Below are 22,354 nucleotides of genomic sequence, written 5' to 3'. Positions count from 1 at the left end.
ACGCCATGACTGACCGTATTGAACTGAGCACTGCCAACGAATTCATCGCCCGTCACATTGGCCCCCGGGCGGCCGACGAGCAGGCCATGCTGCAAACACTGGGTTTCGATTCAATTGATGCGCTGAGCGAAAGCGTCATTCCGGAAAGCATCAAGGGCACCAGCGTTTTGAACCTGCCTGCCGGGCAGAGCGAAGCTGATGCGCTGGCCTCCATCAAGGCCATCGCCAGCAAGAATCAGCTGTTCAAGACCTACATCGGCCAGGGTTACTACAACACCCACACGCCAGCACCGATCCTGCGCAACCTGCTGGAAAACCCGGCCTGGTACACCGCCTACACGCCCTATCAGCCAGAAATTTCCCAAGGCCGCCTGGAGTCACTGCTCAATTTCCAGACACTGATCAGCGACCTCACCGGCCTGCCGATTGCCAACGCCTCTCTGCTCGACGAAGCCACCGCGGCCGCCGAGGCAATGACCTTTTGCAAACGCTTGAGCAAAAACAAGGCTAGCCAACAGTTTTTCGCGTCCAGCCACTGCCACCCGCAGACCCTCGACGTGCTGCGTACCCGCGCCGAGCCGCTGGGCATCACCGTGGTCGTAGCCGACGAGCACGAGCTGGGCGATGTCAGCGATTACTTCGGCGCGCTGCTGCAATACCCGGCCAGCAATGGTGACGTATTCGATTACCGAGAGCTGGTCGAGCGCTTCCACGCGGCCAATGCACTGGTCGCCGTGGCTGCCGACCTGCTGGCCCTCACCCTGCTGACCCCGCCAGGCGAATTCGGCGCTGACGTGGCAATCGGGAGCGCGCAACGCTTCGGCGTGCCGCTGGGCTTCGGTGGCCCGCATGCGGCCTACTTCTCGACCCGCGATGCCTTCAAACGTGACATGCCCGGCCGTCTGGTCGGCGTGTCGGTAGATCGTCACGGCAAGCAGGCCCTGCGTCTGGCCATGCAGACCCGCGAACAGCATATTCGTCGCGAGAAGGCCACCAGCAACATCTGCACCGCGCAGGTGCTGCTGGCCAACATCGCCAGCATGTACGCGGTCTATCATGGTCCGCGCGGCCTGACACAGATCGCCAATCGCGTTCACCACCTGACCGCAATTCTGGCTGAAGGCCTGAGCAGCCTGGGCCTGAAGGCCGAGCAGGCATTTTTCTTCGACAGCCTGACCCTGCACACCGGCGGCAGAACCGCTGCACTGCATGCCGCCGCACGCGCCAGGCACATCAACCTGCGCGAAATCGATGACCAGCGTCTGGGTCTGTCGCTGGACGAAACCACCTCGCAGTCGGCCGTCGAAACCCTGTGGGCAATCTTCGCCAGCGAAGGCCAGAGCCTGCCGGACTTCGCCGCATTGGCAGACAGCGTGCAATCGCGTCTGCCGGCCGGGCTGTTGCGTCAGTCAGCGATCCTCAGCCACCCGGTGTTCAACCGCTATCACTCGGAAACCGAGCTGATGCGCTACCTGCGCAAACTGGCCGACAAGGACCTGGCGCTGGATCGCACCATGATTCCGCTGGGCTCGTGCACCATGAAGCTCAACGCTGCCAGCGAAATGATCCCGGTGACCTGGGCCGAGTTCGGCAACCTGCACCCGTTTGCTCCGGCCGAGCAAAGCGCCGGTTACCAGCAACTGACCGACGAACTGGAGGCCATGCTCTGTGCGGCCACCGGTTATGACGCGATCTCGCTGCAGCCGAACGCCGGTTCACAGGGTGAATACGCCGGACTGCTGGCGATCCGCGCCTATCACCAGAGCCGTGGCGATGAACATCGCGACATTTGCCTGATCCCGTCCTCGGCGCACGGTACCAACCCGGCGACTGCCAACATGGCGGGTATGCGCGTCGTAGTGACTGCTTGTGATGCACGCGGCAACGTCGACATCGAAGACCTGCGCGCCAAGGCCATTCAGCATCGTGACCAGCTTGCGGCAATCATGATCACTTACCCGTCGACCCACGGCGTGTTCGAAGAAGGCATTCGCGAAATCTGTGGCATCGTTCATGACAACGGTGGCCAGGTCTACATCGATGGCGCAAACATGAACGCCATGGTTGGTCTCTGCGCTCCGGGCAAGTTCGGCGGCGACGTGTCGCACCTCAACCTGCACAAGACGTTCTGCATCCCCCATGGCGGTGGCGGCCCGGGCGTTGGCCCGATCGGCGTAAAATCCCATCTCGCGCCGTTCATGCCCGGCCATGCACGCATGGAGCGCAAGGAAGGCGCGGTCTGCGCAGCACCGTTCGGCAGCGCCAGCATTCTGCCCATTACCTGGATGTACATCCGCATGATGGGCGGTGACGGCCTCAAACGCGCTTCGCAACTGGCGATTCTCAACGCCAACTACATCTCGCGCCGCCTGGAGGAGCATTACCCGGTGCTCTACACCGGCAGCAATGGTCTGGTCGCCCACGAGTGCATCCTAGACCTGCGCCCGATCAAGGACAGCAGCGGCATCAGCGTTGACGACGTGGCCAAGCGCCTGATCGATTTCGGCTTCCATGCCCCGACCATGTCGTTCCCGGTCGCCGGGACGCTGATGATTGAGCCGACCGAGAGTGAATCCAGAGAAGAACTGGACCGCTTCTGCGATGCCATGATCAAGATCCGCGAAGAAATCCGCGCAGTTGAAAACGGCACCCTGGACAAGGATGACAACCCGCTGAAAAACGCGCCGCATACCGCTGCGGAAATCGTCGGCCAGTGGAGCCATCCTTACAGCCGCGAACAGGCGGTGTACCCGGTCGATTCGTTGATCGAGAACAAGTACTGGCCTCCGGTCGGTCGTGTCGACAACGTCTTCGGCGACCGCAACCTGGTCTGCGCCTGCCCGTCCATCGAGAACTATCAGGAAGCGTGACAGCCCCGCCTGGCATTGCCTGATCGCGCTGCGCGCACAGGCCGTGCCATTGGCACGGCCCGCTCAACAAGGAATCGAACATGTCCACAGAATCACTGCTGACCACTCCCCTGCACGCCCTGCACCGCGAACTCGGCGCGAAGATGGTGCCCTTCGCCGGTTACGACATGCCTGTTCAATACCCGGCTGGCGTAATGAAAGAGCACCTGCACACCCGCGCACAAGCCGGTCTGTTCGATGTCTCGCACATGGGCCAGATTCGCCTCACCGGTACGGATGCGGCCAAGGCACTCGAAGCCCTGGTGCCGGTGGACATCATTGACCTGCCGGTCGGCATGCAGCGTTACGCGATGTTCACCGACGAGAACGGCGGCATTCTCGATGACCTGATGGTGGCCAATCTCGGCAACGACCAGTTGATGCTGGTGGTCAACGCGGCCTGCAAGGATCAGGATCTGGCGCACCTGTGCAAGCACCTGGCCGGGCATTGCAAGATCGAACCACTGTTCGAAGAACGCGCCCTGCTCGCGCTGCAAGGGCCGGCCGCGGTGACCGTACTGGCACGCCTCGCCCCGGAAGTTGCCAAAATGACCTTCATGCAGTTCACCAGCGTCACGCTGCTCGGCGTCAAATGCTATGTCAGTCGCTCGGGTTATACCGGTGAAGACGGCTATGAAATTTCAGTGCCTGCCGAACAGGCTGAAGCCCTGGCACGCCGCCTCCTGGATGAGCCGGAAGTGGCACCGATCGGTCTGGGCGCACGTGATTCGCTGCGACTGGAAGCCGGTCTGTGCCTGTACGGCCATGACATGGACACACACACCTCGCCGATCGAGGCCAGTCTGTTGTGGGCCATTTCCAAAGTGCGTCGCGCCGACGGTGCGCGTGCAGGCGGCTTTCCGGGCGCCGAGCGAATCTTTGCCCAGCAACAGAACGGCGTCAGCAAGAAGCGAGTCGGCCTGCTCCCCCAGGAGCGCACACCCGTGCGTGAAGGTACCGAGATCGTCGATGAACAGGGCGCTGTTATCGGTACCGTATGCAGCGGCGGTTTTGGGCCGTCGCTGACCGGGCCGCTGGCCATGGGTTATCTGCATAACGATTACACGGCGCTGAATACACCTGTCTGGGCAATGGTGCGCGGCAAGAGAGTCCCCATGCTCGTCGCAAAAATGCCTTTTGTTGCGCAACGTTACTTCCGCGGTTAAATAGCGGCGTCAAAAAAACAGCAACACTTCGGTGTTGCTGAAGCGCTGTTCCCCAGCAGTGTTTCGTCAGTATTTCGAACACGTGAACAGCCTGTCATATATGCAAAAAATGCACCTATAAAGTGCAAAATGTTATGACGGATCAATCACCGTGCACGCGGCGCAAACACTGCGCATACAAGGCCAAAGCCCCGGAAATAGGGTGCCAAGCAAGGGGGTTGTATTTGTAACGGGACTTGGCGTAGAGTTTCCGAACTGTGTTTGCATGGGTCGCCGAATCTGGACCTGGGCAGTAGCTCTAGGTTTGCTACAACCCGTTCTACGTTTCTTACTTCCTGCAACCAGCCCCAGTGCTCTTTCATACGAAAGAGGCTGTAACCAATTCAAGTCAAGCGTCAAGGAAATAAGAAAATGGCTGAACGTCAGAGCGGTACCGTCAAGTGGTTCAACGACGAAAAAGGTTTTGGTTTTATCACTCCTGAGAGCGGGCCGGATCTGTTCGTACACTTCCGCGCCATTCAGGGTAACGGCTTCAAGAGCCTGAAAGAAGGTCAGAAAGTTACCTTTGTTGCGGTGCAGGGCCAGAAAGGCATGCAGGCTGACGAAGTTCAAGCCGAAGGCTGATAACGACGCAACCACGCAGATACAAGAAAGCCTCTGGCAGCGATGCCAGGGGCTTTTTTGCATGCGGGATTTGCAGGGCTCCGCAAGCGCCCATGAAAAAAGCCGACCCAAGGGTCGGCTCTTTTCAATAAGGCGGATGCATTACCCGGCGCGACGTAACAGAAGTACCCCGGCCAGCGCACAGGCGGCGGCAGGCAGCAGCACTGCCAGCAAAGGCGGGAAGCCGAACAGCAAGCTCGATGGACCGAGCAGGTCCTGAATGATGCGGAAGGTAAAACCGACCACCACACCGGTGAACACCCGCTGCCCCAGCGTAACCGAACGCAGCGGGCCGAAGATGAACGAGATCGCCATCAGCACCAATGCGACGGTCACCGCCGGTTGCAGGACCTTGGTCCAGAATGCCAGCCAGTAGCGGCCATTGCTCAAGCCCTGATCAGCCAGGTAATGCGCGTAGCTCCAGAGGCCGCTGATGGACAGCGACTCGGGCGGCATGATCACCGTGCTCAGCAGTTGTGGGCTCAGCGCCACATCCCAACGCTCGACCGGGGTGTTGATGACCTTGGTGCTGCCGTCATTGAAGTGCGTGGTGGTGACGTCCTTCAATTCCCAGTAATCGGTTTTGAAGTTGGCCTCTTTGGCAAAGCTGGAAGTCAGCATGTGGCGCTGATCGTCGAAACGATAACGTGTCACACCGAGCATCAGGCCATTGGGCTGTACCGTGTTGATGTGGATGAACTCATCGCCCTGGCGGTGCCACAGACCATGACGGGCGCTCTGCGCATCACCTGAGCCCTGCGCCAGCGAGCGCGCGGCCTGAGCCTGGTTCTCGGCGTAGGGAGCGACGTATTCGCCGACCAGCACGCCCGCGATCATCAGCAGCAGCATAGGCTTCATGACCGCCCAGACGATGCGTCCGATGGACACACCCGCCGCACGCATGATGGTCAGCTCGCTGCTGCTGGCCAGCGTACCCAGACCGATCAGGCAACCGATCAGGGCGGCCATCGGCAAGGTGTCGTAGACACGACGTGGCGCCGTCAGCATGACGTAGCTGAGGGCATCCGCCAGTGTGTAGGTGTCGCTGATATCGCCCATCTCGTCGATGAACGCGAACAGCGAGACCAGACCCAGAATGATGCCCAGAACCGCGAGAATCGCCAGCAGGACGCTTTTGCCAATGTATCGATCAAGCTTGACCACGAGTCACCTCCGTGACGCTGCGACGACTCGCCATCTTCAGACGCAGAGGCTCCCAATAGAACAGCAACAGGCCGATGGACAGGTAGATGGCATGCACCCACCACATCCCCAGACTGAGTGGCAGCTTGCCTTTCTCCAGCGAACTGCGCACCGAAATCAGAATGGCCAGGTACGACATATACAGCAGGATCGCCGGCAGCAGTTTCAGGTAACGGCCCTGACGCGGATTGACCCGTGACAGCGGAATGGCCATCAGTGTCACGATGAACACCGACAGCGGCAGCGAAATACGCCACTGCAACTCGGCCACGGAACGCGGTGCCGGGTTGCCGATCAGCTCGCTGGTCGGAATGGCTTCACGGTCGGTGATTTCTTCACTGATTTCCGGCTTGGGCAGCATCGCCCCGTAGGTGTCGTACTTGATCACGCGATAGTCGGCCGCCCCGGGATTGCCGTCATAGCGATAGCCGTTCTCGAGGATCAGGAAGCGACTGCCGTTGGGCCGTACCTCCTGGTGGCCCTTCTCCGCGACCAGCACGGTGATGCCGTTGTCCTTGCTCTTGTCGCTGGACATGCGCTTTTCAGAGATGAACACACCGGCCAGTTGCGAGCGGTCCTCCGACAGTTCCTTGGTGTAGGTGATACGCGTACCGTCGCGCAGCGCCTGAAAACGGCCCGGCACCAGCGTGTCGAACTCGGTCATGGCGTCCTGCTGATTGATCAGCAGCGAAAACTGCGTAGCGCCCTGCGGAGCCAGGCTGAAGCTCAGCCAGGCAACCAGCAGACCGACCAGCGTGGCCGGCCCCATGGTGATGGCCAGCAGACGCTGCTGACTCATGCCGGTGGCGGCCAGCACGGTCATCTCGCTTTCCAGGTACAGGCGTCCGTACGCCATGAGGATGCCGAGGAACAGGCCAAGGGGCAGAATGACCTGCAGAAAGCCCGGCAGGCGGAAGCCCATGATCAGGAACAGTACGCCCGGATCGAGTGCACCGGATGCGGCCTGCGCCAGGTACTTGATGAAGCGTCCGCTCATGATGAAGACCAGCAGTACGGCGCTGACCGCACTCAAGGTAAGCAGCACTTCTCGGGACAGATAACGGAAGACAATCAAACCAGACACTCCAGAGTTGTCAGGCTCAGGCAGCCAAACAGGGAAAATTTGTGAGCCACGGCAACCAGAGCTTCACGCCGAAAAAAGGCGTGGGCCTCAAAAAATATGCGGCATTATCCTGTGATTGTGTGTTTCTGTCACTGCGCACCGGGGATAGTTCGCACATAGACGCCAGACAGGCAGCTCTGCGGGGTTGTCAGCAGTCGTGCAGCGGGGTCAAACTGCAAGGCTTAGCGCAGGCATCGCCCCTGAAAACACTCAGGCCATGCCGCGTGCGACATTTATATTGCGACTCTCATCGTCTATTCGGGGACCCCACATGGAATTGGTTGTTAAAAGCGTAAGCCCAGAAACCTTGAAAACCGCAACGCTGGTGGTCACCGTCGGTGAAAGCCGTGTACTGGCCGGTGCGGCCAGGACGGTGGATATCCTCAGCGGCGGAGCCATTTCGCTGATCCTCAAGCGCGGCGATCTGGCCGGCAAGGTCGGCCAGAGCCTGCTGTTGCACAATCTGCCCAACATCAAGGCCGAACGCGTGCTGCTGGTGGGTACGGGCAAGGAAGACGAGCTGTCGGACCGTCAGTTGAAAAAACTCGTCGGCGCAGCGCTCACCTGCCTCAAGGGCCTGGGCGGTACCGATGCAGCGATCGCGCTCGATGACCTGGCGGTGAAAAACCGCGACACCTATGGCATGGCTCGTCTGCTGGTCGAAGCCCTGGCCGACGGTGAATACGTCTTCGACCGCTTCAAGAGCCAGAAGGCCGAAGTTCGCGCCCTGAAGAAAATCACCCTGCTGACCGACAAGGTCAAGGCGGCCGATGTCGAACGCGCGTCGACTCACGCTCAGGCAATCGCCACCGGCATGGCACTGACCCGCGACCTCGGCAATCTGCCGCCGAACATCTGCCACCCGACCTACCTGGGCGAAGAAGCCAAGGCGCTGGGCAAGGCACACAAGAACCTGAAAGTGGAAGTCCACGACGAGAAGAAACTGGCCGACCTGGGCATGGGTTCTTTCCTCGCGGTAGCACAGGGCAGCGCCCAGCCGCCGCGCCTCATCGTCATGAACTACCAGGGTGCCAAAAAAGGCGACCAGCCGTTCGTGCTGGTCGGTAAAGGCATCACCTTCGATACCGGCGGCATCAGCATCAAGCCTGCCTCGGGCATGGACGAGATGAAGTTCGACATGTGCGGCGCTGCCAGCGTGTTCGGCACCCTGCGTGCGGTGCTCGAATTGAAGCTGCCGATCAATCTGGTGTGCATTCTGGCCTGTGCCGAAAACATGCCGAGCGGCACCGCGACACGTCCGGGCGACATCGTCACGACCATGAGCGGCCAGACCGTCGAAATCCTCAACACCGACGCCGAAGGCCGTCTGGTGCTGTGCGATGCACTGACCTACGCCGAGCGTTTCAAGCCGCAGGCGGTCATCGATATCGCAACCCTGACCGGCGCTTGCGTCGTTGCACTGGGCGGCCACACCTCCGGCCTGCTGGGCAATAACGACGCGCTGATCAATCAGTTGCTCGACGCGGGCAAACAGGCCGATGACCGTGCCTGGCAGTTGCCGTTGTTCGATGAATACCAGGAGCAACTCGACAGCCCATTCGCCGACATCGCCAACATCGGCGGCCCGAAAGGCGGCACCATCACCGCGGCCTGCTTCCTGTCGCGCTTCACCAAGGCCTACCACTGGGCTCACCTGGACATCGCCGGCACTGCATGGCTGAGCGGCGGCAAGGAAAAAGGCGCCACCGGGCGTCCGGTTCCGCTGCTGACCCAATACCTGCTCGACCGCGCCGGCGTATAATAAAAAGAGACCCTGGCGTATCGACTGCACAGTCGATACGCCTCCGGTTCTGGAACCCACATGACTCAAGTCGACTTCTACATCCTGCCCAGCGCCGATCCTGCGGCCCGCCTGGACTTTGCCTGCAAGCTGACGGAAAAGGCCTGGCGCCTGGGTCACAAGGTCTATCTGCATTGCAGCGATGCTGCGCAGCGTGAGGACCTCGATGCCCGGCTCTGGCGTTTCAGAGGTGAAGTGTTTCTACCCCATGGCGACGCCGAGAGCGATCACGATGCTGCCGTGGTACTGGGCCTGGGCGACGACTCGGGCGAACACAGTGACCTGCTGGTCAACCTCGACCTGAGCATTCCGGCCTTCTTCAAACGTTTCGCCCGCGTGGCCGAAGTCGTTGTCGAAGACCCCGCCATACGTCTTGCCGCACGCGAGAGTTTCCGTTCCTACCGCGAACAGGGCTATCCTCCGCAAGATCACCGACTGCAGCGCCTTTGAGGACACGATGGATACTTCAAAAAAAGCTGAATCCGCGCACTTGCTGAACGACCTCGAGTCGATCCGTCAACTGCTCGGCGATGACCCCGCTCACTCCCCCGTGTCGAACGACACGGCTCGTCCCGAAGGCCAGATTCCCCTGTTGTTCGATGTCGTCGGCGCTCGCCCCGACGCGGCGTATCAACAGGACTTCGACGAAGACGACATCCCGACACTGACACCTGATGCCCATACAGCGCACGCCCCGCAGGTGCAGCAGACAGCCCAGCCGCAAGCGCAGCCCAACCCTGATGCACTGTTACATCTGGACAGCGAGTTGCGCGCAGCCGCGCAATTGATCATGCAGGACGTGATCGACGACTTCGCCCCGCATATCGAGAACGAAATCAAGCGTCGGCTGGAGGCAAGGCTGGAGCGGCTATTGGCGCAGCAGCAGAAGTGAAGTTTCTGGCTCGGGACCCGCACCTCGGGTAACTGACTGCGAGCGTATCAGAGCCGCCAGTGGCCCCTCGGACCACTCGCCGCTTACTGACAGATCTGCCAGTTGTGGCCCGGCACTTATGGCTTGTCGCTGGCCGTCAGGTCTATACTTACCGGTTTCCGAATCAATGCCACAGGTTCCCGCCGAGCATGGACAAGACTTACCAGCCGCACGCCATCGAAACTTCCTGGTACCAGACCTGGGAGTCCGAGAACTACTTCGCTCCGCAAGGCGTGGGTGACTCGTACACCATCATGATCCCGCCGCCGAACGTCACCGGCAGCTTGCACATGGGCCACGGTTTCAATAACGCGATCATGGATGCACTGATCCGTTTCCGTCGCATGCAGGGCCGCAATACGCTGTGGCAACCGGGCACCGACCACGCCGGCATCGCCACGCAGATGCTGGTCGAGCGTCGTCTCGAAGCGCAAGGCGTAAGCCGTCATGAACTGGGCCGCGAGAAGTTTCTGGACAAGATCTGGGAATGGAAAGCCGAGTCCGGCGGCAACATCAGCCGTCAGATCCGCCGCCTGGGCTCGTCCGTCGACTGGAGCCGCGAGCGCTTCACCATGGACGACGGCCTGTCCGAAGCGGTGAAGGAAGCCTTCGTGCGCCTGCATGAAGACGGCCTGATCTACCGTGGCAAGCGCCTGGTCAACTGGGACACCAAGCTGCACACCGCCATTTCCGACCTCGAAGTGGAGAACCATGACGAGAAAGGTCATCTGTGGAACCTGCGTTATCCACTGGCTGACGGCGCAAAGACCGCCGAAGGTCTGGATTACCTGATCGTGGCCACCACTCGCCCGGAAACCATGCTCGGTGATGCCGCCGTCGCCGTGAACCCGCAGGACGAGCGCTACAAGGCGCTGATCGGCAAATTCGTCGAATTGCCTCTGGTAGGCCGCCGCATCCCGATCATCGCGGATGATTACTGCGATCCCGAATTCGGCACCGGCTGCGTAAAAATCACCCCGGCCCACGATTTCAACGACTATGAAGTCGGCAAACGCCACAACCTGCCGCTGCTGAACATTTTCGACAAGAATGCCAACGTATTGCCTGCCGCTCAGGTGTTCAACCTCGATGGCACGCTGAACGAAAGCGTCGATGGCAGCCTGCCTGCCGCCTACGCCGGGCTGGACCGCTTCGAAGCGCGCAAGCAGATCGTTGCTGCATTCGATGCCGCCGGGTTGCTGGTCAGTGTCGATGATCACGCCCTTAAGGTGCCGAAAGGCGACCGTTCTGGCACCATCATCGAGCCGTGGCTGACCGATCAGTGGTACGTCTCCACCAAGCCATTGGCCGAGCCTGCGATTGCCGCTGTCGAAGACGGCCGCATCGCGTTCGTGCCCAAGCAGTACGAAAACATGTACTTCTCGTGGATGCGCGACATCCAGGACTGGTGCATCAGCCGTCAGCTATGGTGGGGCCACCGCATTCCGGCCTGGTACGACGAATCCGGCAAGGTTTACGTCGGCCGCGACGAAGCCGAGGTCCGGGCGAAAAACAACCTGGGGGCGGAAATCGCGCTGCAGCAGGACAACGACGTACTGGACACCTGGTTCAGCTCGGGCCTGTGGACCTTCTCCACGCTCGGCTGGCCGGAAAAGACCAAGGCACTGGAGACCTTCCACTCCACCGACGTACTGGTCACTGGCTTCGACATCATTTTCTTCTGGGTCGCCCGGATGATCATGCTCACCATGCACCTGGTGAAGAACGAGGACGGTACGCCGCAAGTCCCGTTCAAGACCGTCTATGTGCATGGTCTGGTGCGCGACGGTCAGGGCCAGAAGATGTCCAAGTCCAAGGGCAACGTGCTTGACCCGCTGGACATCGTCGACGGTATCGACCTCGAAACGCTGGTAGAGAAACGCACCAGTGGTTTGATGCAGCCGCAACTGGCGAAAAAGATCGAGAAGCAGACCCGTCAGGAATTCGCCGAAGGCATCGCCAGCTATGGCACCGATGCCCTGCGCTTTACCTTCTGCTCGCTGGCGTCCACCGGTCGCGACATCAAGTTCGACATGGGCCGCGTCGAAGGCTACCGCAACTTCTGCAACAAGATCTGGAACGCGGCGCGCTACGTACTGGACAAGGGCGAAGACTGCGGCCAGAACGGCGAAGCGGTCGAACTGTCGCTGGCTGATCGCTGGATCATCTCGCAGTTGCAACGCACCGAAGCCGAAGTGACCCGCCAACTGGATCAGTTCCGCTTCGACCTCGCTGCCCAGGCATTGTACGAGTTCATCTGGAACCAGTATTGCGACTGGTATCTGGAGCTGTCCAAGCCCGTACTGTGGGACGAAACAGCGCCGGTCGAGCGTCAGCGCGGCACACGCCGCACGCTGGTCCGCGTTCTGGAAGTCGCGCTGCGTCTTGCGCACCCGTTCATGCCGTTCATCACCGAAGAAATCTGGCAGCGCCTCGCGCCGCTGGCCGGTGCGCAAGGCAAGACCATCATGCTGCAACCCTGGCCGGTGGCCAACGAAGCACGCATCGATCAGGCGGCCGAAGACGACATCGAATGGCTCAAGGGCCTGATGCTCGCCGTGCGTAACATCCGTGGCGAGATGAACATCGGTCCGGGCAAGCCGCTGCAACTGTTCCTCAAGAACGTCAGCGCCGAAGATCAGCGTCGTTTGAGCGAAAACGATTACCTGCTCAAGAAGCTCGCCAAGCTCGAATCCATGACCGTACTGACCGAAGGCGCAGAAGCCCCGCTGTCCGCCACCGCGCTGGTCGGTGACATGGAAGTGCTGGTGCCGATGGCCGGGCTGATCGATAAAGGGGCCGAACTGGCGCGCCTGGACAAGGAAATCCAGCGTCTGCAAGGCGAAGTGCAACGCGTCGGCGGCAAGCTGTCCAACGCCGCCTTCGTCGACAAGGCACCGCCTGAAGTCATCGCCAAGGAGCGCGCCAAGCTGACCGAAGCCGAACAGGCACTGGGCAAGCTGGCCGAGCAACACGCACGCATCGCCAGCCTGTAAGGTGGCCAGAAAAGCCAGCCCGATTATGGGCTGGCTTTTTGTTATCTGAACTTCTGTACTGACTTATTCGCGAGCAAGGCCTGTCACGCCGAAGGCGACACTTCGCTTGCTCGCGAATAAGCCTGGCAACTCAACCTCACGGCTGACAATCGAATCCATGACCGATACCCGCAAACCACCGCGCAAGAAGCCTCAGCGGCCAGCCAAACCTGCTGCGCCGCGTGAAAAGGCCACGTTGCACCCGCGCAATCGGCATCAGGGCCAGTACGACTTTGCGAAGCTGATTAAATCCAGCCCCGAACTGGCAGCCTTCGTGATCCTCAATCCTTACGGCAAGGAAAGCATCGACTTCGCCAATCCGCAGGCGGTACGGGTGTTCAACCGCGCGCTGCTCAAAGCGTTCTATGGCATTGCCCATTGGGACATTCCGGCCGATTACCTGTGCCCGCCGATTCCGGGGCGCGCGGACTATCTGCACTTCCTCGCCGACTTGCTGGCCGAGGACAATGAAGGCGTGATCCCACGCGGCGCATCCATCAAGGCGCTGGATATCGGCACCGGAGCCAATTGCATCTACCCGCTGCTGGGGCACAGCGACTATGGCTGGCAGTTCGTGGGTTCGGACATCGACAGCACGGCCGTCGCGGCGGCTACCACGATCATCAAAGCCAATGGCCTCAGCAAGGCCATCAGCGTGCGCCAGCAGGGCAATCGCAAGCAAATCCTGCTCGGGTTGCTCGACAGCAGCGAACGCTTCCACGTGAGCCTCTGCAACCCGCCCTTCCATGCTTCGCTGGAAGAAGCGCAGCGTGGCAGCCAGCGCAAATGGCGTGCACTGGGCAAGGCGGATCCCAAGCGCAAGCTGCCGGTTCTCAACTTCGGCGGGCAATCTCAGGAGTTGTGGTGCGAAGGCGGCGAGATTGGCTTCGTGACCCAATTGATCCAGGAAAGCGCCACATTGCCGGGCCAGGTGGTGTGGTTCAGCACCCTGGTGTCCAAGGCATCCAACCTGCCGCCGATCCAGAGCGCCCTGAAAAAAGCCGGCGCGCTTGAAGTGAAGGTAGTCGAGATGGGCCAGGGCCAGAAACAAAGCCGCTTCGTGGCCTGGACCTTCCTTGACAAGGCACAACGCACACCCCACTGATAAGGCTATCGTGCCGCATCGACGATCGTGCGACGCCACGTCGGCAGGCCTTAATCTCGACTATCGTGCGACGCCGCGTCGGCAGGCCTTAATCTCGATTATCGTGCGACGCTCCGCGTCGCATGCCGTTCTGGACGCTCTGCGTCCTCTCTTGAGTATGCAGTGCAGCACAGATCTGTGACGCGGAGCGTCACGCAAGGCATTCCCACGCTGGAGCGTGAGGAACGATAATCTCAACTACCGTACGACGCTCCGCCGACATGCCTTAGCCACGACTATCGTGCGACGCTCCGCGTCGCATGCCGTTCTGGACGCTCTGCGTCCTCTCTTGAGTATGCAGTGCAGCACAGATCTGTGACGCGGAGCGTCACGCAAGGCATTCCCACGCTGGAGCGTGAGGAACGATAATCTCAACTACCGTACGACGCTCCGCCGACATGCCTTAGCCACGACTATCGTGCGACGCTCCGCGTCGCATGCCGTTCTGGACGCTCTGCGTCCTCTCTTGAGTATGCAGTGCAGCACAGATCTGTGACGCGGAGCGTCACGCAAGGCATTCCCACGCTGGAGCGTGAGGAACGATAATCTCAACTACCGTACGACGCTCCGCCGACATGCCTTAGCCTCGACTATCGTGCGACGCTCTGCGTCGGCATGCCGTTCTGGACGCTCTGCGTCCTCTCTTGAGTATGCAGTGCGGCACAGATCGGTGATCAGACGCCCACAAAAAAGCCGTGCCCGGTTAACCGGTGCACGGCTTTTTCACAGCAAGCGGTTGCTTACTTGTTGATCGAGTCGGTCAGCACTTTGGCTGGAACGAACTTGATAACTTTCTTGGCAGCGATTTCGATGGCAGCGCCAGTCGAAGGGTTGCGGCCAGTGCGAGCCGGACGCTCTGCAACTTTCAGTTTGCCGATACCTGGCAAAGTGATTTCCACGCCGTTTTCCAATTGGTCGGCAACAATTTGGCCCAATTGCTCAAGAGCATTACGCGCGGTGGTTTTTGGCGCGTCGATAGCTTCAGCGATATCGGCGATCAATTGGTCTTTAGTAAGAGCCATGGTGGTGTTCCTTCCCTATCAAATTCATTTGGATTGCAGAGCGCAACGTCGGCCCGTGGCCAGGCAACGAACCTGGCCACCCGCTAGCAGCCACGATTAATCGCGAAAGTGTAGATACTGAAACCGGGTAATGGTTCGACCTACGTGTGCGCTAACTGCATGCTTGACGCGCTAAGTGCGCAAGACCGCGCAAAACTAGCACAGAGCCGGGCAAATATCCGCCTCTACCTATCCTTTTGGTCAGGTTTTAATGCTAATTGCACAAAAAACACCCAGCAAACACTCGCTGCAGGCGAAAACCAGCCTGCCCCGGGCCATCAGGCGCATGCGTGCGTTACACTGGGCACCTTGCAACGAGCCGCACGCTCTTCACCTTTTTCAGCCGAGAAGCCCATGCCGATCCGTCACTGCATCGTCCACCTGATCGAGAAGAAACCCGACGGTACGCCCGCTGTTCTCCATGCACGCGACTCCGAACTCGCTGAGTCCCAGGCCATCGAGAACATGCTGGCCGACCTCAACGAAAGCTATAACGCCAAACAGGGCAAGGCATGGGGCCTGTTCCATCCCGAGTCCGGCGCACATCCATTCAGTGGCTGGCTGAAGGAATACATCGACGGTGGCAGCGACTTCACGGCGTTCTCGCGGGTGTCGGTCGAGCACCTGCAAAAGCTCATGGAAGAATCCAATCTGTCAGTGGGTGGCCACGTGCTGTTTGCCCATTATCAGCAAGGCATGACCGACTACCTGGCCATCGCCCTGCTGCACCACAGCGAAGGCGTGGCAGTGAATGCCGAACTGGACGTGACCCCGTCCCGACACCTGGACCTTGGCCAATTGCACCTCGCCGCCCGGATCAATATTTCCGAGTGGCAGAACAACAAACAGTCCAAGCAATACATCTCGTTCATCAAGGGCAAGAACGGCAAGAAGGTTTCCGAGTACTTCCGCGACTTCATCGGTTGCCAGGAAGGCGTGGATGGCCCCGGCGAAACCCGCACCCTGCTCAAGGCGTTCAGTGATTTCGTTGAAAGCGAAGACCTGCCGGAAGAATCGGCTCGCGAGAAGACCAAGACCTTGGTCGACTACGCCAGCAGTCAGAGCAAGATGGGCGAACCGATGGGCCTGGAAGAGCTGTCCGAGCTGATCGACGAAGATCGTCCGCGCGCGTTCTATGATCACATCCGCAACAAGGATTACGGCCTGTCCCCGGAAATACCGGCGGATAAGCGCACCCTCAACCAGTTCCGCCGCTTCACCGGCCGCGCCGAGGGCCTGTCGATCAGTTTTGAGGCCCACCTGTTGGGCGACAAGATCGAATACGACGAAACCGCCGGCACCCTGATCATCAAGGGGCTGCCGACGCAACTGACCGACCAGTTGAAGCGGCGGTAATCAACATGCTGCTGCGCACCCTGAAGAAGTTCGCCCTGATCATGCTGGTGGTAGTGATTTACCAGAACTGGGGCAGGATCGAGAATGTCGTCAACCCTCCCCCGGCAGACGTCGCGCAGCGCTACAGCCAGGCAAAAGTGGTGATGTACGCCACCGACTGGTGCGGCTACTGCAAGCAGACCCGGCGTTTTCTGGACAGCAAGGGGATTGCGTATCAGGAGTTCGACATTGAGAAGTCGGAAGAAGGCCGCAAGGCCTATGAAGCGCTGGGCGGCAGAGGCATCCCGCTGATCGACGTCAACGGCACGCTGATCAGGGGGTTTGACCCGGATCAGATACTGGCAGCGCTGAAGTAGCCTACCTGACTATTGTGCCAATGCTCTGCGTCCTCCTTGCGACGCAGAGCATCGTAGAACCTCAGCGCTTCTCGATCCGATAGCCCATTCTCGGGAAGTGTACGTGCACGACACCTGCACGTTCGTCCTCGCGGCGCAGGATCAGTTCTTCGCGGCCGGTAAATACCAGCTCGCCCTCAACCGCTTCGACGCCATAGTCGACTGCAGAAACCGCGACCTTGTCGCCTGCCTTGAAGCCATTTGGATCGACGAAGGTTTCATCCGGTAACGACGCAGGCGTGGCGTTTCTGGCGATGTCGATGGCATCTGCCGAGCTCAGGTCGCTGAACGTGCCATGGCCAAAACCCAGCACACGATCGAGCCAGGCCCTGACACTCGGATAATCATCGACAAAGGGTGCAGTGACCGGCGTCTGCTTGAGAAACCACAATGTATGGGCGACCGAGAAATCGGCAATCGACGGTACGCCGAACAGGAAGTCACCGCCGTGCGAGAGTTGCAGTTCCAGACGCGACATCAGCGTAGGCCATTGATGTTTGACCTGCTCCACAGGCGGGCGCGACGCAGTGCCGCCGTTGAACAGCGTCGAACGGTCGGCGACGAACGCCTTGGCGGCGTCTGGTGGCACCTTGGCAAAGCGCACAGCCATTGATTCAGGCTGAAACACCAGGCTCACGGCATGCATGAACAACACCGAATCGGCCCAGGCGGCCAGGCCGGTAACCGTGAACTCCTGTCCCTTCGGATAAAACGCTGGCGACGCTTTTTCCTGCTCCAGACGCCGCGCCATCAGCGCAGTGTCACAGTAGATGTCCGCACCCGCCTGCAACACCGGGGTTCTGCGATAACCGCCCGTCAATGCAGTCAGGTCAGGCTTGGGCATGATCGAAGGGATAGTCACCGAACGCCATGTGAGGCCTTTGAAGCCCAGCATCAGGCGGGCTTTTTCGGCGAACAGCGAAGTGGGGTAGTGGTGAAGGATCAACTCGGACATGTTCAGCCTTTGTGCACATGGGAAAAACACAGCTTAACCCGCAGCACCCTGCCCGCACACAGCCTCAAACTGATGGGACGGCATCACGCTCATGGATCGATGACGTTGCGTAGCTGGCAGCCAACGCCTCTTTGGCGCTTTTTTTGAGCTTCTTGATCAGCCGCTCATGGCGCAACGCCTCGCCCTTGCTGGGCCATTGTTCAACGTAGACCAGTGCCATCGCCGGACTCGAAGAGAAAAAGCGCGCGCCCTTGCCGCTCTGGTGCATAGCGAATCGGCGCTGCGGATCATCACTGATGCCACAGTACAGCGAGCCGTTGGCAGCGCGCACCAGATAGACAAACCAGGGTTTGCCGACCGCCTGTTCGGCAGTCGGCGCACTCGCGGTGCTGGCAACCTCAGGCACGGCGATTCTCTGAAAAGGTCTTCAGACCCTTGAGCGCCTGAGCCCTCACGGCGTTGCGTACCAAAGGCGTCCAGCCAAGCAACAGGCCCTTAAAACCCAAGGCCTGACGCGACCAGCGCCATATGTCGAAATGATCGTGATGCTCGCAGATCTTGCCATCGCGGAACATGAACCGGGCCTGAATATCGTTCACCACCGTGCGCCCGGTCTGGCTGAACAGGTACGTCGCCACCCAGTGCGCGCTGCCAGTCTGGTCATCGGCTCGCACCTGATCGAAGACCACCGAGAAATTCTTCGCCCGGGAAGTCAGCATGCGCCACATGTCGCCGACCTGAGCGCCACGCAATTCACCAAAGGCCGGGTCGCTGAACAGCACGTCATCGGTATAACAGGCACTCATCGCCTCGGCATCCAGCTGCGCAAACGCCTCATAAAAGCGGGTGATCAGTGCGCTGTTGGCCTGACTTTGTTCCTCGTAGTTCATGCGTGCACATCCCTTGGCGAATTATCCGTGCACGATAAGCGGCGCCGCTGAAAATGGCGAGGGTTGATGGCGCATCAGCCATCACTTTTACCTGTCCGCATAACGATTTCGCGCTGCACTGAACGCCTCTGAATTTTCAATCACCCAAGTCCACAGCGGAATCATTTGTACCAGCAGCCCCATGCCCAGGTCGGTCAACGAATATTCCACCCTGAGCGGCTTCTCGCAGTAGTCATGACGGGTGATCAACCCGTCCTGTTCAAGCTGGCGCAAGGTATGAGTGAGCATGCGCTGAGTGACACCGTGCAGCTTTCGGCGCAATTCGGCATGGCGCAAAGGGCTGCTGACGCCGAGGGCATGTACCACGCCCAATGACCACCGGTTTCCGGCGTGGCCGAGAATATCGCGCTTGAGACCATCCTCATCATCGCTGAGCGCAGCACAGGCCGCTTCGGAGCGTCTGACCACTTCCTGCGCGTCCAGCCCGCCCGGTATCACCGATGTGCCTACTTTTTGTATGTCGACAGGCATGCCAGCATCTCTCCCGCCTGAATTGAAAGACTGTCCAAAGGGGTCACCATGCAAGCCGATAACGCAAACGTCAAACAACGCATTCTGGTAATAGGCGCAGGAGAGCTTGGGCTCGCCGTGCTGCGAGGGCTGGTCGAGAAAGCCGGAGCATATGACTTGAGCATTGCCGTGCTGCTACGCCAGAGCAGCTTGAGCACTCAAGCGCCCGCCAAGCGTGTGGAAATCGAAGAAATCCGCGCGCTGAACATTGCCATCGAAACCGCCGATCTGGCCGATGCCACCGTGGACGAACTAGCCACTGTCATGAAGCGCTATGACACGGTAATCAGTTGTGCGGGTTTTACCGCTGGCCGGGGCACTCAACGCAAACTGACCGATGCGGCGCTCAAGGCCGGCATAAAACGCTACCTGCCCTGGCAGTTCGGCGTTGACTACGACCTTATCGGCCGGGGCAGCCCTCAGGATCTGTTCGATGAGCAACTCGATGTACGAGAAAAGCTGCGCGCCCAGCAGCAAACCGAGTGGTTAATCGTTTCGACCGGTATGTTTACAAGCTTCCTGTTCGAACCCGCGTTCGGTGTCGTCGATCTGCAAGGCGGTCGTATCAATGCGCTGGGCAGCCTCGATACGGCCGTGACAGTCACCACCGCAGAGGACATTGGCAGGCTGACCGCTGCCATCGTGATGCACGAGCCGCGCATAGTGAATCAGGTGGTGTACACCGCTGGCGACACATTGACGTACGCCGGGCTGGCCGATCTTGTGGAGCGTGTCACGGGGCGCGACATCGAGCGGCACGTATGGAGTGTTGCGCAGTTGCAGGCCGATCTGACGGAAATGCCGGATGACAATCTGCGCAAATACCGGGCAGTCTTTGCCATGGGCCGAGGCGTGGCATGGGACGTCGCCCGTACCTACAACGCGAAATCAGGGCTGAGCGTCACCAGTGCCGAACAATGGGCCCTGGCCAATCTGGCTCAGACCTGAAGCAGCTCAAGCCCGGTCCGAACGATCAACAATCATCGAAAATCAAACCTTCTCGCTACTGACCTGCACCTGCAGCGCCCGACCGGCACCCATGCCCGCGATGATGGCGCCCAGCCCGAGTACCGCGAAGATCCAGCCAATCGCGCTCCAGCTGCCGGTCATGTCATGCACCACGCCCACGGCAAACGGGCCGGTCGAGGCGATGGTGTAGCCGAAGCCTTGCGCCATGCTCGACAGATTGGCAGCGACATGTGAGTCACGCGAGCGTAGGACGATCAAGGCCAGCGCCAGACTGAACGTGCCGCCCTGCCCGATCCCCAGCAGGATCGCCCAGCCCCACAGACCACCGAGTGGCGCGTACAGGCAGCCGAACAGGCCGATCAGGGTCAGCGACATGACCAGCATGATCGCCAGACGCTGATCCTTGCCGCGTGTGGCCAGATAGGGCACCGCCAGCGCGCTGAGGACTTGCGCGATGATCGAGCCGGACAGCAGCAGACCGGCCTGGGTCGGCGTCAGGCCGCGACCGATGAGGATCGACGGCAACCAGCCGAAAACGATGTACGACAGCGACGATTGCAGGCCCATGTACAGCGTGACCTGCCAGGCCAGTGGATCACGCAACAAACCGCGGACCCGGTAGACATCGCGATGCGTGCCATGCACCTCACGCGCCTGCGGAAGCCACAGCGCTGCGGCAATCAGCGCAGGAACCAGCCAGAAACCCAGGCCAATCTGCCAACTGCCACCAACGTACTGACTCAGCGGCACCGTCGAACCCGCTGCAATTGCTGCGCCCAGGCACAAGGCCATGGTGTAGACACCGGTCATGGCTCCGGCCTTGCGCGGGAAATCACGTTTGACGATACCCGGCAGCAGCACGCCGATGATTCCGATGCTCGCGCCCGCCAGCAGACTGCCGGAAAACAGCCCGATCTGGCCAAACAGACTGCGCACTGCCAGACCTGCTGCCAGCGTCAGAAGCACCACCAGAACCACGCGCTCACTGCCAAACCGGCGGGCAAGAATCGGTGCCAGCGGCGCGAACAAGCCCAGACACAGGACCGGCAAGGTGGTCAGCAGTCCGGCTTCGGCGGCGGACATGCCGAGGCTGTATGAAACTGTATTGAGCAGTGGCGCAATGCTGGACAACGCTGGGCGCAGGTTGAGGGCAACCAGCACCAGGCCCAGCAACAGCAGCCAGGGGCGCTTCAAAGCAGAATGGGGTTGATCGGTAGTCGGTTGGGGGCTGGGTTGAGCCTTGGCAGTCATCAGTTTCTCGGTCATCAGGTATGTCGACCCTTTTCAGGGGGTCGGTATCCTGTTGGAGAATCATCGCGAATACAAGGTTCAGCGTAATTGCATACAACCCGAACAGCACCGACAGGCATAAAAAAACCGGGCACATGGCCCGGTTTCCTTGTTCAGCAGATGTCCACTCAGTGAATGATCTGGCTGAGGAACAGCTTGGTACGGTCGCTCTGCGGGTTATCGAAGAAGTCGTTCGGCGCAGCCTGTTCGACGATTTCACCCTTGTCCATGAAGATCACCCGGTTTGCCACGGTACGGGCAAAGCCCATCTCGTGGGTTACGCACAACATGGTCATGCCTTCTTCAGCCAGGCCGACCATGGTGTCGAGCACTTCCTTGACCATTTCCGGGTCAAGCGCCGAAGTCGGCTCATCGAACAGCATGATCTTCGGCTTCATGCACAAGGCACGGGCAATCGCCACACGCTGCTGCTGACCACCGGAAAGCTGACCCGGAAACTTGTGGGCCTGCTCCGGAATACGCACACGCTCCAGATAGTGCATGGCGATTTCTTCAGCCTTCTTTTTCGGCATGTTACGCACCCACATTGGCGCCAGCGTGCAGTTCTGCAGGATGGTCAGGTGCGGAAACAGGTTGAAGTGCTGAAACACCATGCCCACTTCACGGCGAATGGTTTCGATCTGCTTCAGGTCCGAGGTCAGCTCGGTGCCGTCGACGATGATACGACCCTGCTGATGCTCTTCCAGACGGTTGAGGCAGCGAATGGTGGTCGACTTGCCCGAACCCGACGGGCCGCACAGCACGATACGTTCACCCTGACGCACATTCAGGTTGATGTCCTTGAGTACATGGAACTGGCCGTACCACTTGTGTACGCCCTCCATGCGGATCATGCCTTCAGCGCCCAGAGGCTTATTGATAACTTCACTCAT

Annotated in this window: 20 protein-coding genes; 11 read left to right on the top strand and 9 right to left on the bottom strand. The window is 60.0% G+C overall.

Translation table 11 applies throughout. From position 1 onward, the window contains the following. Nucleotides 1–5 precede the first annotated feature (5 nt). From gcvP to BLR16_RS10375, 3 genes are all read left to right on the top strand, one after another. Nucleotides 6–2,870 carry an aminomethyl-transferring glycine dehydrogenase gene (gene gcvP / locus BLR16_RS10385; protein ID WP_060708730.1) on the top strand — a complete coding sequence of 955 codons (2,865 nt, stop codon included), beginning with the start codon at nucleotides 6–8 and terminating at the stop codon, nucleotides 2,868–2,870. Between the two features lie 80 nt (nucleotides 2,871–2,950). Next, on the top strand, nucleotides 2,951–4,075 hold the full coding sequence (gene gcvT, locus BLR16_RS10380) for a glycine cleavage system aminomethyltransferase GcvT (RefSeq protein WP_003433603.1): 1,125 nt from the start codon (nucleotides 2,951–2,953) through the stop codon (nucleotides 4,073–4,075). Nucleotides 4,076–4,486: 411 nt separating this feature from the next. Further along, nucleotides 4,487–4,699, top strand: a complete 213-nt coding sequence (locus BLR16_RS10375; RefSeq protein WP_003365337.1) for a cold-shock protein — start codon at nucleotides 4,487–4,489, stop codon at nucleotides 4,697–4,699. Between the two features lie 141 nt (nucleotides 4,700–4,840). On the opposite strand, the gene lptG is transcribed toward BLR16_RS10375, so the two are convergent. Continuing rightward, nucleotides 4,841–5,902: an LPS export ABC transporter permease LptG gene (gene lptG, locus BLR16_RS10370; RefSeq protein ID WP_003433604.1), complete on the bottom strand. Its 1,062-nt coding sequence runs from the start codon at nucleotides 5,900–5,902 to the stop codon at nucleotides 4,841–4,843. Continuing rightward, entirely contained in the window at nucleotides 5,889–7,016 is a 1,128-nt protein-coding gene (gene lptF, locus BLR16_RS10365) for an LPS export ABC transporter permease LptF (RefSeq protein ID WP_003316899.1), read from the bottom strand. Before lptF ends, lptG begins: the two co-directional genes overlap by 14 nt. Nucleotides 7,017–7,335: 319 nt before the next feature. Here lptF and BLR16_RS10360 point away from each other — a divergent pair, with 319 nt between their 5' ends. The 5 genes from BLR16_RS10360 to rlmF all read left to right on the top strand — a co-directional run bounded on the left by BLR16_RS10360 (nucleotide 7,336) and on the right by rlmF (nucleotide 13,936). Then, nucleotides 7,336–8,826, top strand: a complete 1,491-nt coding sequence (locus BLR16_RS10360) for a leucyl aminopeptidase (RefSeq protein ID WP_003365340.1) — start codon at nucleotides 7,336–7,338, stop codon at nucleotides 8,824–8,826. Between the two features lie 60 nt (nucleotides 8,827–8,886). Further along, the gene (locus tag BLR16_RS10355; RefSeq protein WP_002552284.1) at nucleotides 8,887–9,315 is read left to right on the top strand and encodes a DNA polymerase III subunit chi; all 429 of its coding nucleotides are present in this window, start codon (nucleotides 8,887–8,889) and stop codon (nucleotides 9,313–9,315) included. Nucleotides 9,316–9,322: 7 nt separating this feature from the next. Then, a complete protein-coding gene (locus BLR16_RS10350; protein WP_058416391.1) occupies nucleotides 9,323–9,757 on the top strand; it encodes a hypothetical protein in 435 nt (144 codons plus the stop codon). Nucleotides 9,758–9,945: 188 nt separating this feature from the next. Continuing rightward, entirely contained in the window at nucleotides 9,946–12,792 is a 2,847-nt protein-coding gene (locus BLR16_RS10345) for a valine--tRNA ligase (RefSeq protein ID WP_074805728.1), read from the top strand. 157 nt (nucleotides 12,793–12,949) lie between these two features. Next, complete coding sequence (gene rlmF / locus BLR16_RS10340) at nucleotides 12,950–13,936, top strand: 23S rRNA (adenine(1618)-N(6))-methyltransferase RlmF (RefSeq protein WP_092194233.1); 987 nt, start codon at nucleotides 12,950–12,952, stop codon at nucleotides 13,934–13,936. Nucleotides 13,937–14,715: 779 nt separating this feature from the next. Here the strand turns inward: rlmF and BLR16_RS10325 are convergent. Continuing rightward, a complete protein-coding gene (locus tag BLR16_RS10325; protein ID WP_002552279.1) occupies nucleotides 14,716–14,997 on the bottom strand; it encodes an HU family DNA-binding protein in 282 nt (93 codons plus the stop codon). A 393-nt stretch (nucleotides 14,998–15,390) separates the two neighbouring features. Here BLR16_RS10325 and yejK point away from each other — a divergent pair, with 393 nt between their 5' ends. Then, complete coding sequence (yejK, locus tag BLR16_RS10320) at nucleotides 15,391–16,392, top strand: nucleoid-associated protein YejK (protein ID WP_003365349.1); 1,002 nt, start codon at nucleotides 15,391–15,393, stop codon at nucleotides 16,390–16,392. Nucleotides 16,393–16,397: 5 nt separating this feature from the next. After that, a complete protein-coding gene (locus BLR16_RS10315) occupies nucleotides 16,398–16,748 on the top strand; it encodes a glutaredoxin family protein (RefSeq protein ID WP_054080679.1) in 351 nt (116 codons plus the stop codon). Between the two features lie 61 nt (nucleotides 16,749–16,809). Here the strand turns inward: BLR16_RS10315 and BLR16_RS10310 are convergent, their stop codons facing one another. The 4 genes from BLR16_RS10310 to BLR16_RS10295 all read right to left on the bottom strand — a co-directional run bounded on the left by BLR16_RS10310 (nucleotide 16,810) and on the right by BLR16_RS10295 (nucleotide 19,163). Then, nucleotides 16,810–17,742 (bottom strand): glutathione S-transferase family protein, encoded by a 933-nt coding sequence (locus BLR16_RS10310; protein WP_072365552.1) that lies wholly within the window; start codon nucleotides 17,740–17,742, stop codon nucleotides 16,810–16,812. A 64-nt stretch (nucleotides 17,743–17,806) separates the two neighbouring features. Then, complete coding sequence (locus BLR16_RS10305; protein WP_003365356.1) at nucleotides 17,807–18,148, bottom strand: GIY-YIG nuclease family protein; 342 nt, start codon at nucleotides 18,146–18,148, stop codon at nucleotides 17,807–17,809. Continuing rightward, the gene (locus BLR16_RS10300; protein WP_072365550.1) at nucleotides 18,141–18,632 is read right to left on the bottom strand and encodes a nuclear transport factor 2 family protein; all 492 of its coding nucleotides are present in this window, start codon (nucleotides 18,630–18,632) and stop codon (nucleotides 18,141–18,143) included. Before BLR16_RS10300 ends, BLR16_RS10305 begins: the two co-directional genes overlap by 8 nt. An 87-nt stretch (nucleotides 18,633–18,719) precedes the next feature. Continuing rightward, the gene (locus BLR16_RS10295) at nucleotides 18,720–19,163 is read right to left on the bottom strand and encodes a winged helix-turn-helix transcriptional regulator (RefSeq protein WP_003433613.1); all 444 of its coding nucleotides are present in this window, start codon (nucleotides 19,161–19,163) and stop codon (nucleotides 18,720–18,722) included. Nucleotides 19,164–19,211: 48 nt separating this feature from the next. On the opposite strand from BLR16_RS10295, the gene BLR16_RS10290 reads away from it, so the two are divergent. Further along, the gene (locus tag BLR16_RS10290) at nucleotides 19,212–20,150 is read left to right on the top strand and encodes an aromatic alcohol reductase (protein ID WP_074805730.1); all 939 of its coding nucleotides are present in this window, start codon (nucleotides 19,212–19,214) and stop codon (nucleotides 20,148–20,150) included. Nucleotides 20,151–20,192: 42 nt separating this feature from the next. Here BLR16_RS10290 and BLR16_RS10285 read toward each other — a convergent pair whose 3' ends face one another. Both BLR16_RS10285 and BLR16_RS10275 read right to left on the bottom strand, forming a co-directional pair. Continuing rightward, a complete protein-coding gene (locus tag BLR16_RS10285; RefSeq protein ID WP_161437926.1) occupies nucleotides 20,193–21,422 on the bottom strand; it encodes a CynX/NimT family MFS transporter in 1,230 nt (409 codons plus the stop codon). Between the two features lie 167 nt (nucleotides 21,423–21,589). After that, nucleotides 21,590–22,354, bottom strand: a complete 765-nt coding sequence (locus BLR16_RS10275) for an amino acid ABC transporter ATP-binding protein (protein WP_003365366.1) — start codon at nucleotides 22,352–22,354, stop codon at nucleotides 21,590–21,592.

Origin of the sequence: Pseudomonas sp. BS3767 (assembly GCF_900099665.1) — a bacterium.
Taxonomy (GTDB): domain Bacteria; phylum Pseudomonadota; class Gammaproteobacteria; order Pseudomonadales; family Pseudomonadaceae; genus Aquipseudomonas; species Aquipseudomonas cerasi.
This window is presented reverse-complemented; position numbering and strand designations above follow the sequence as displayed.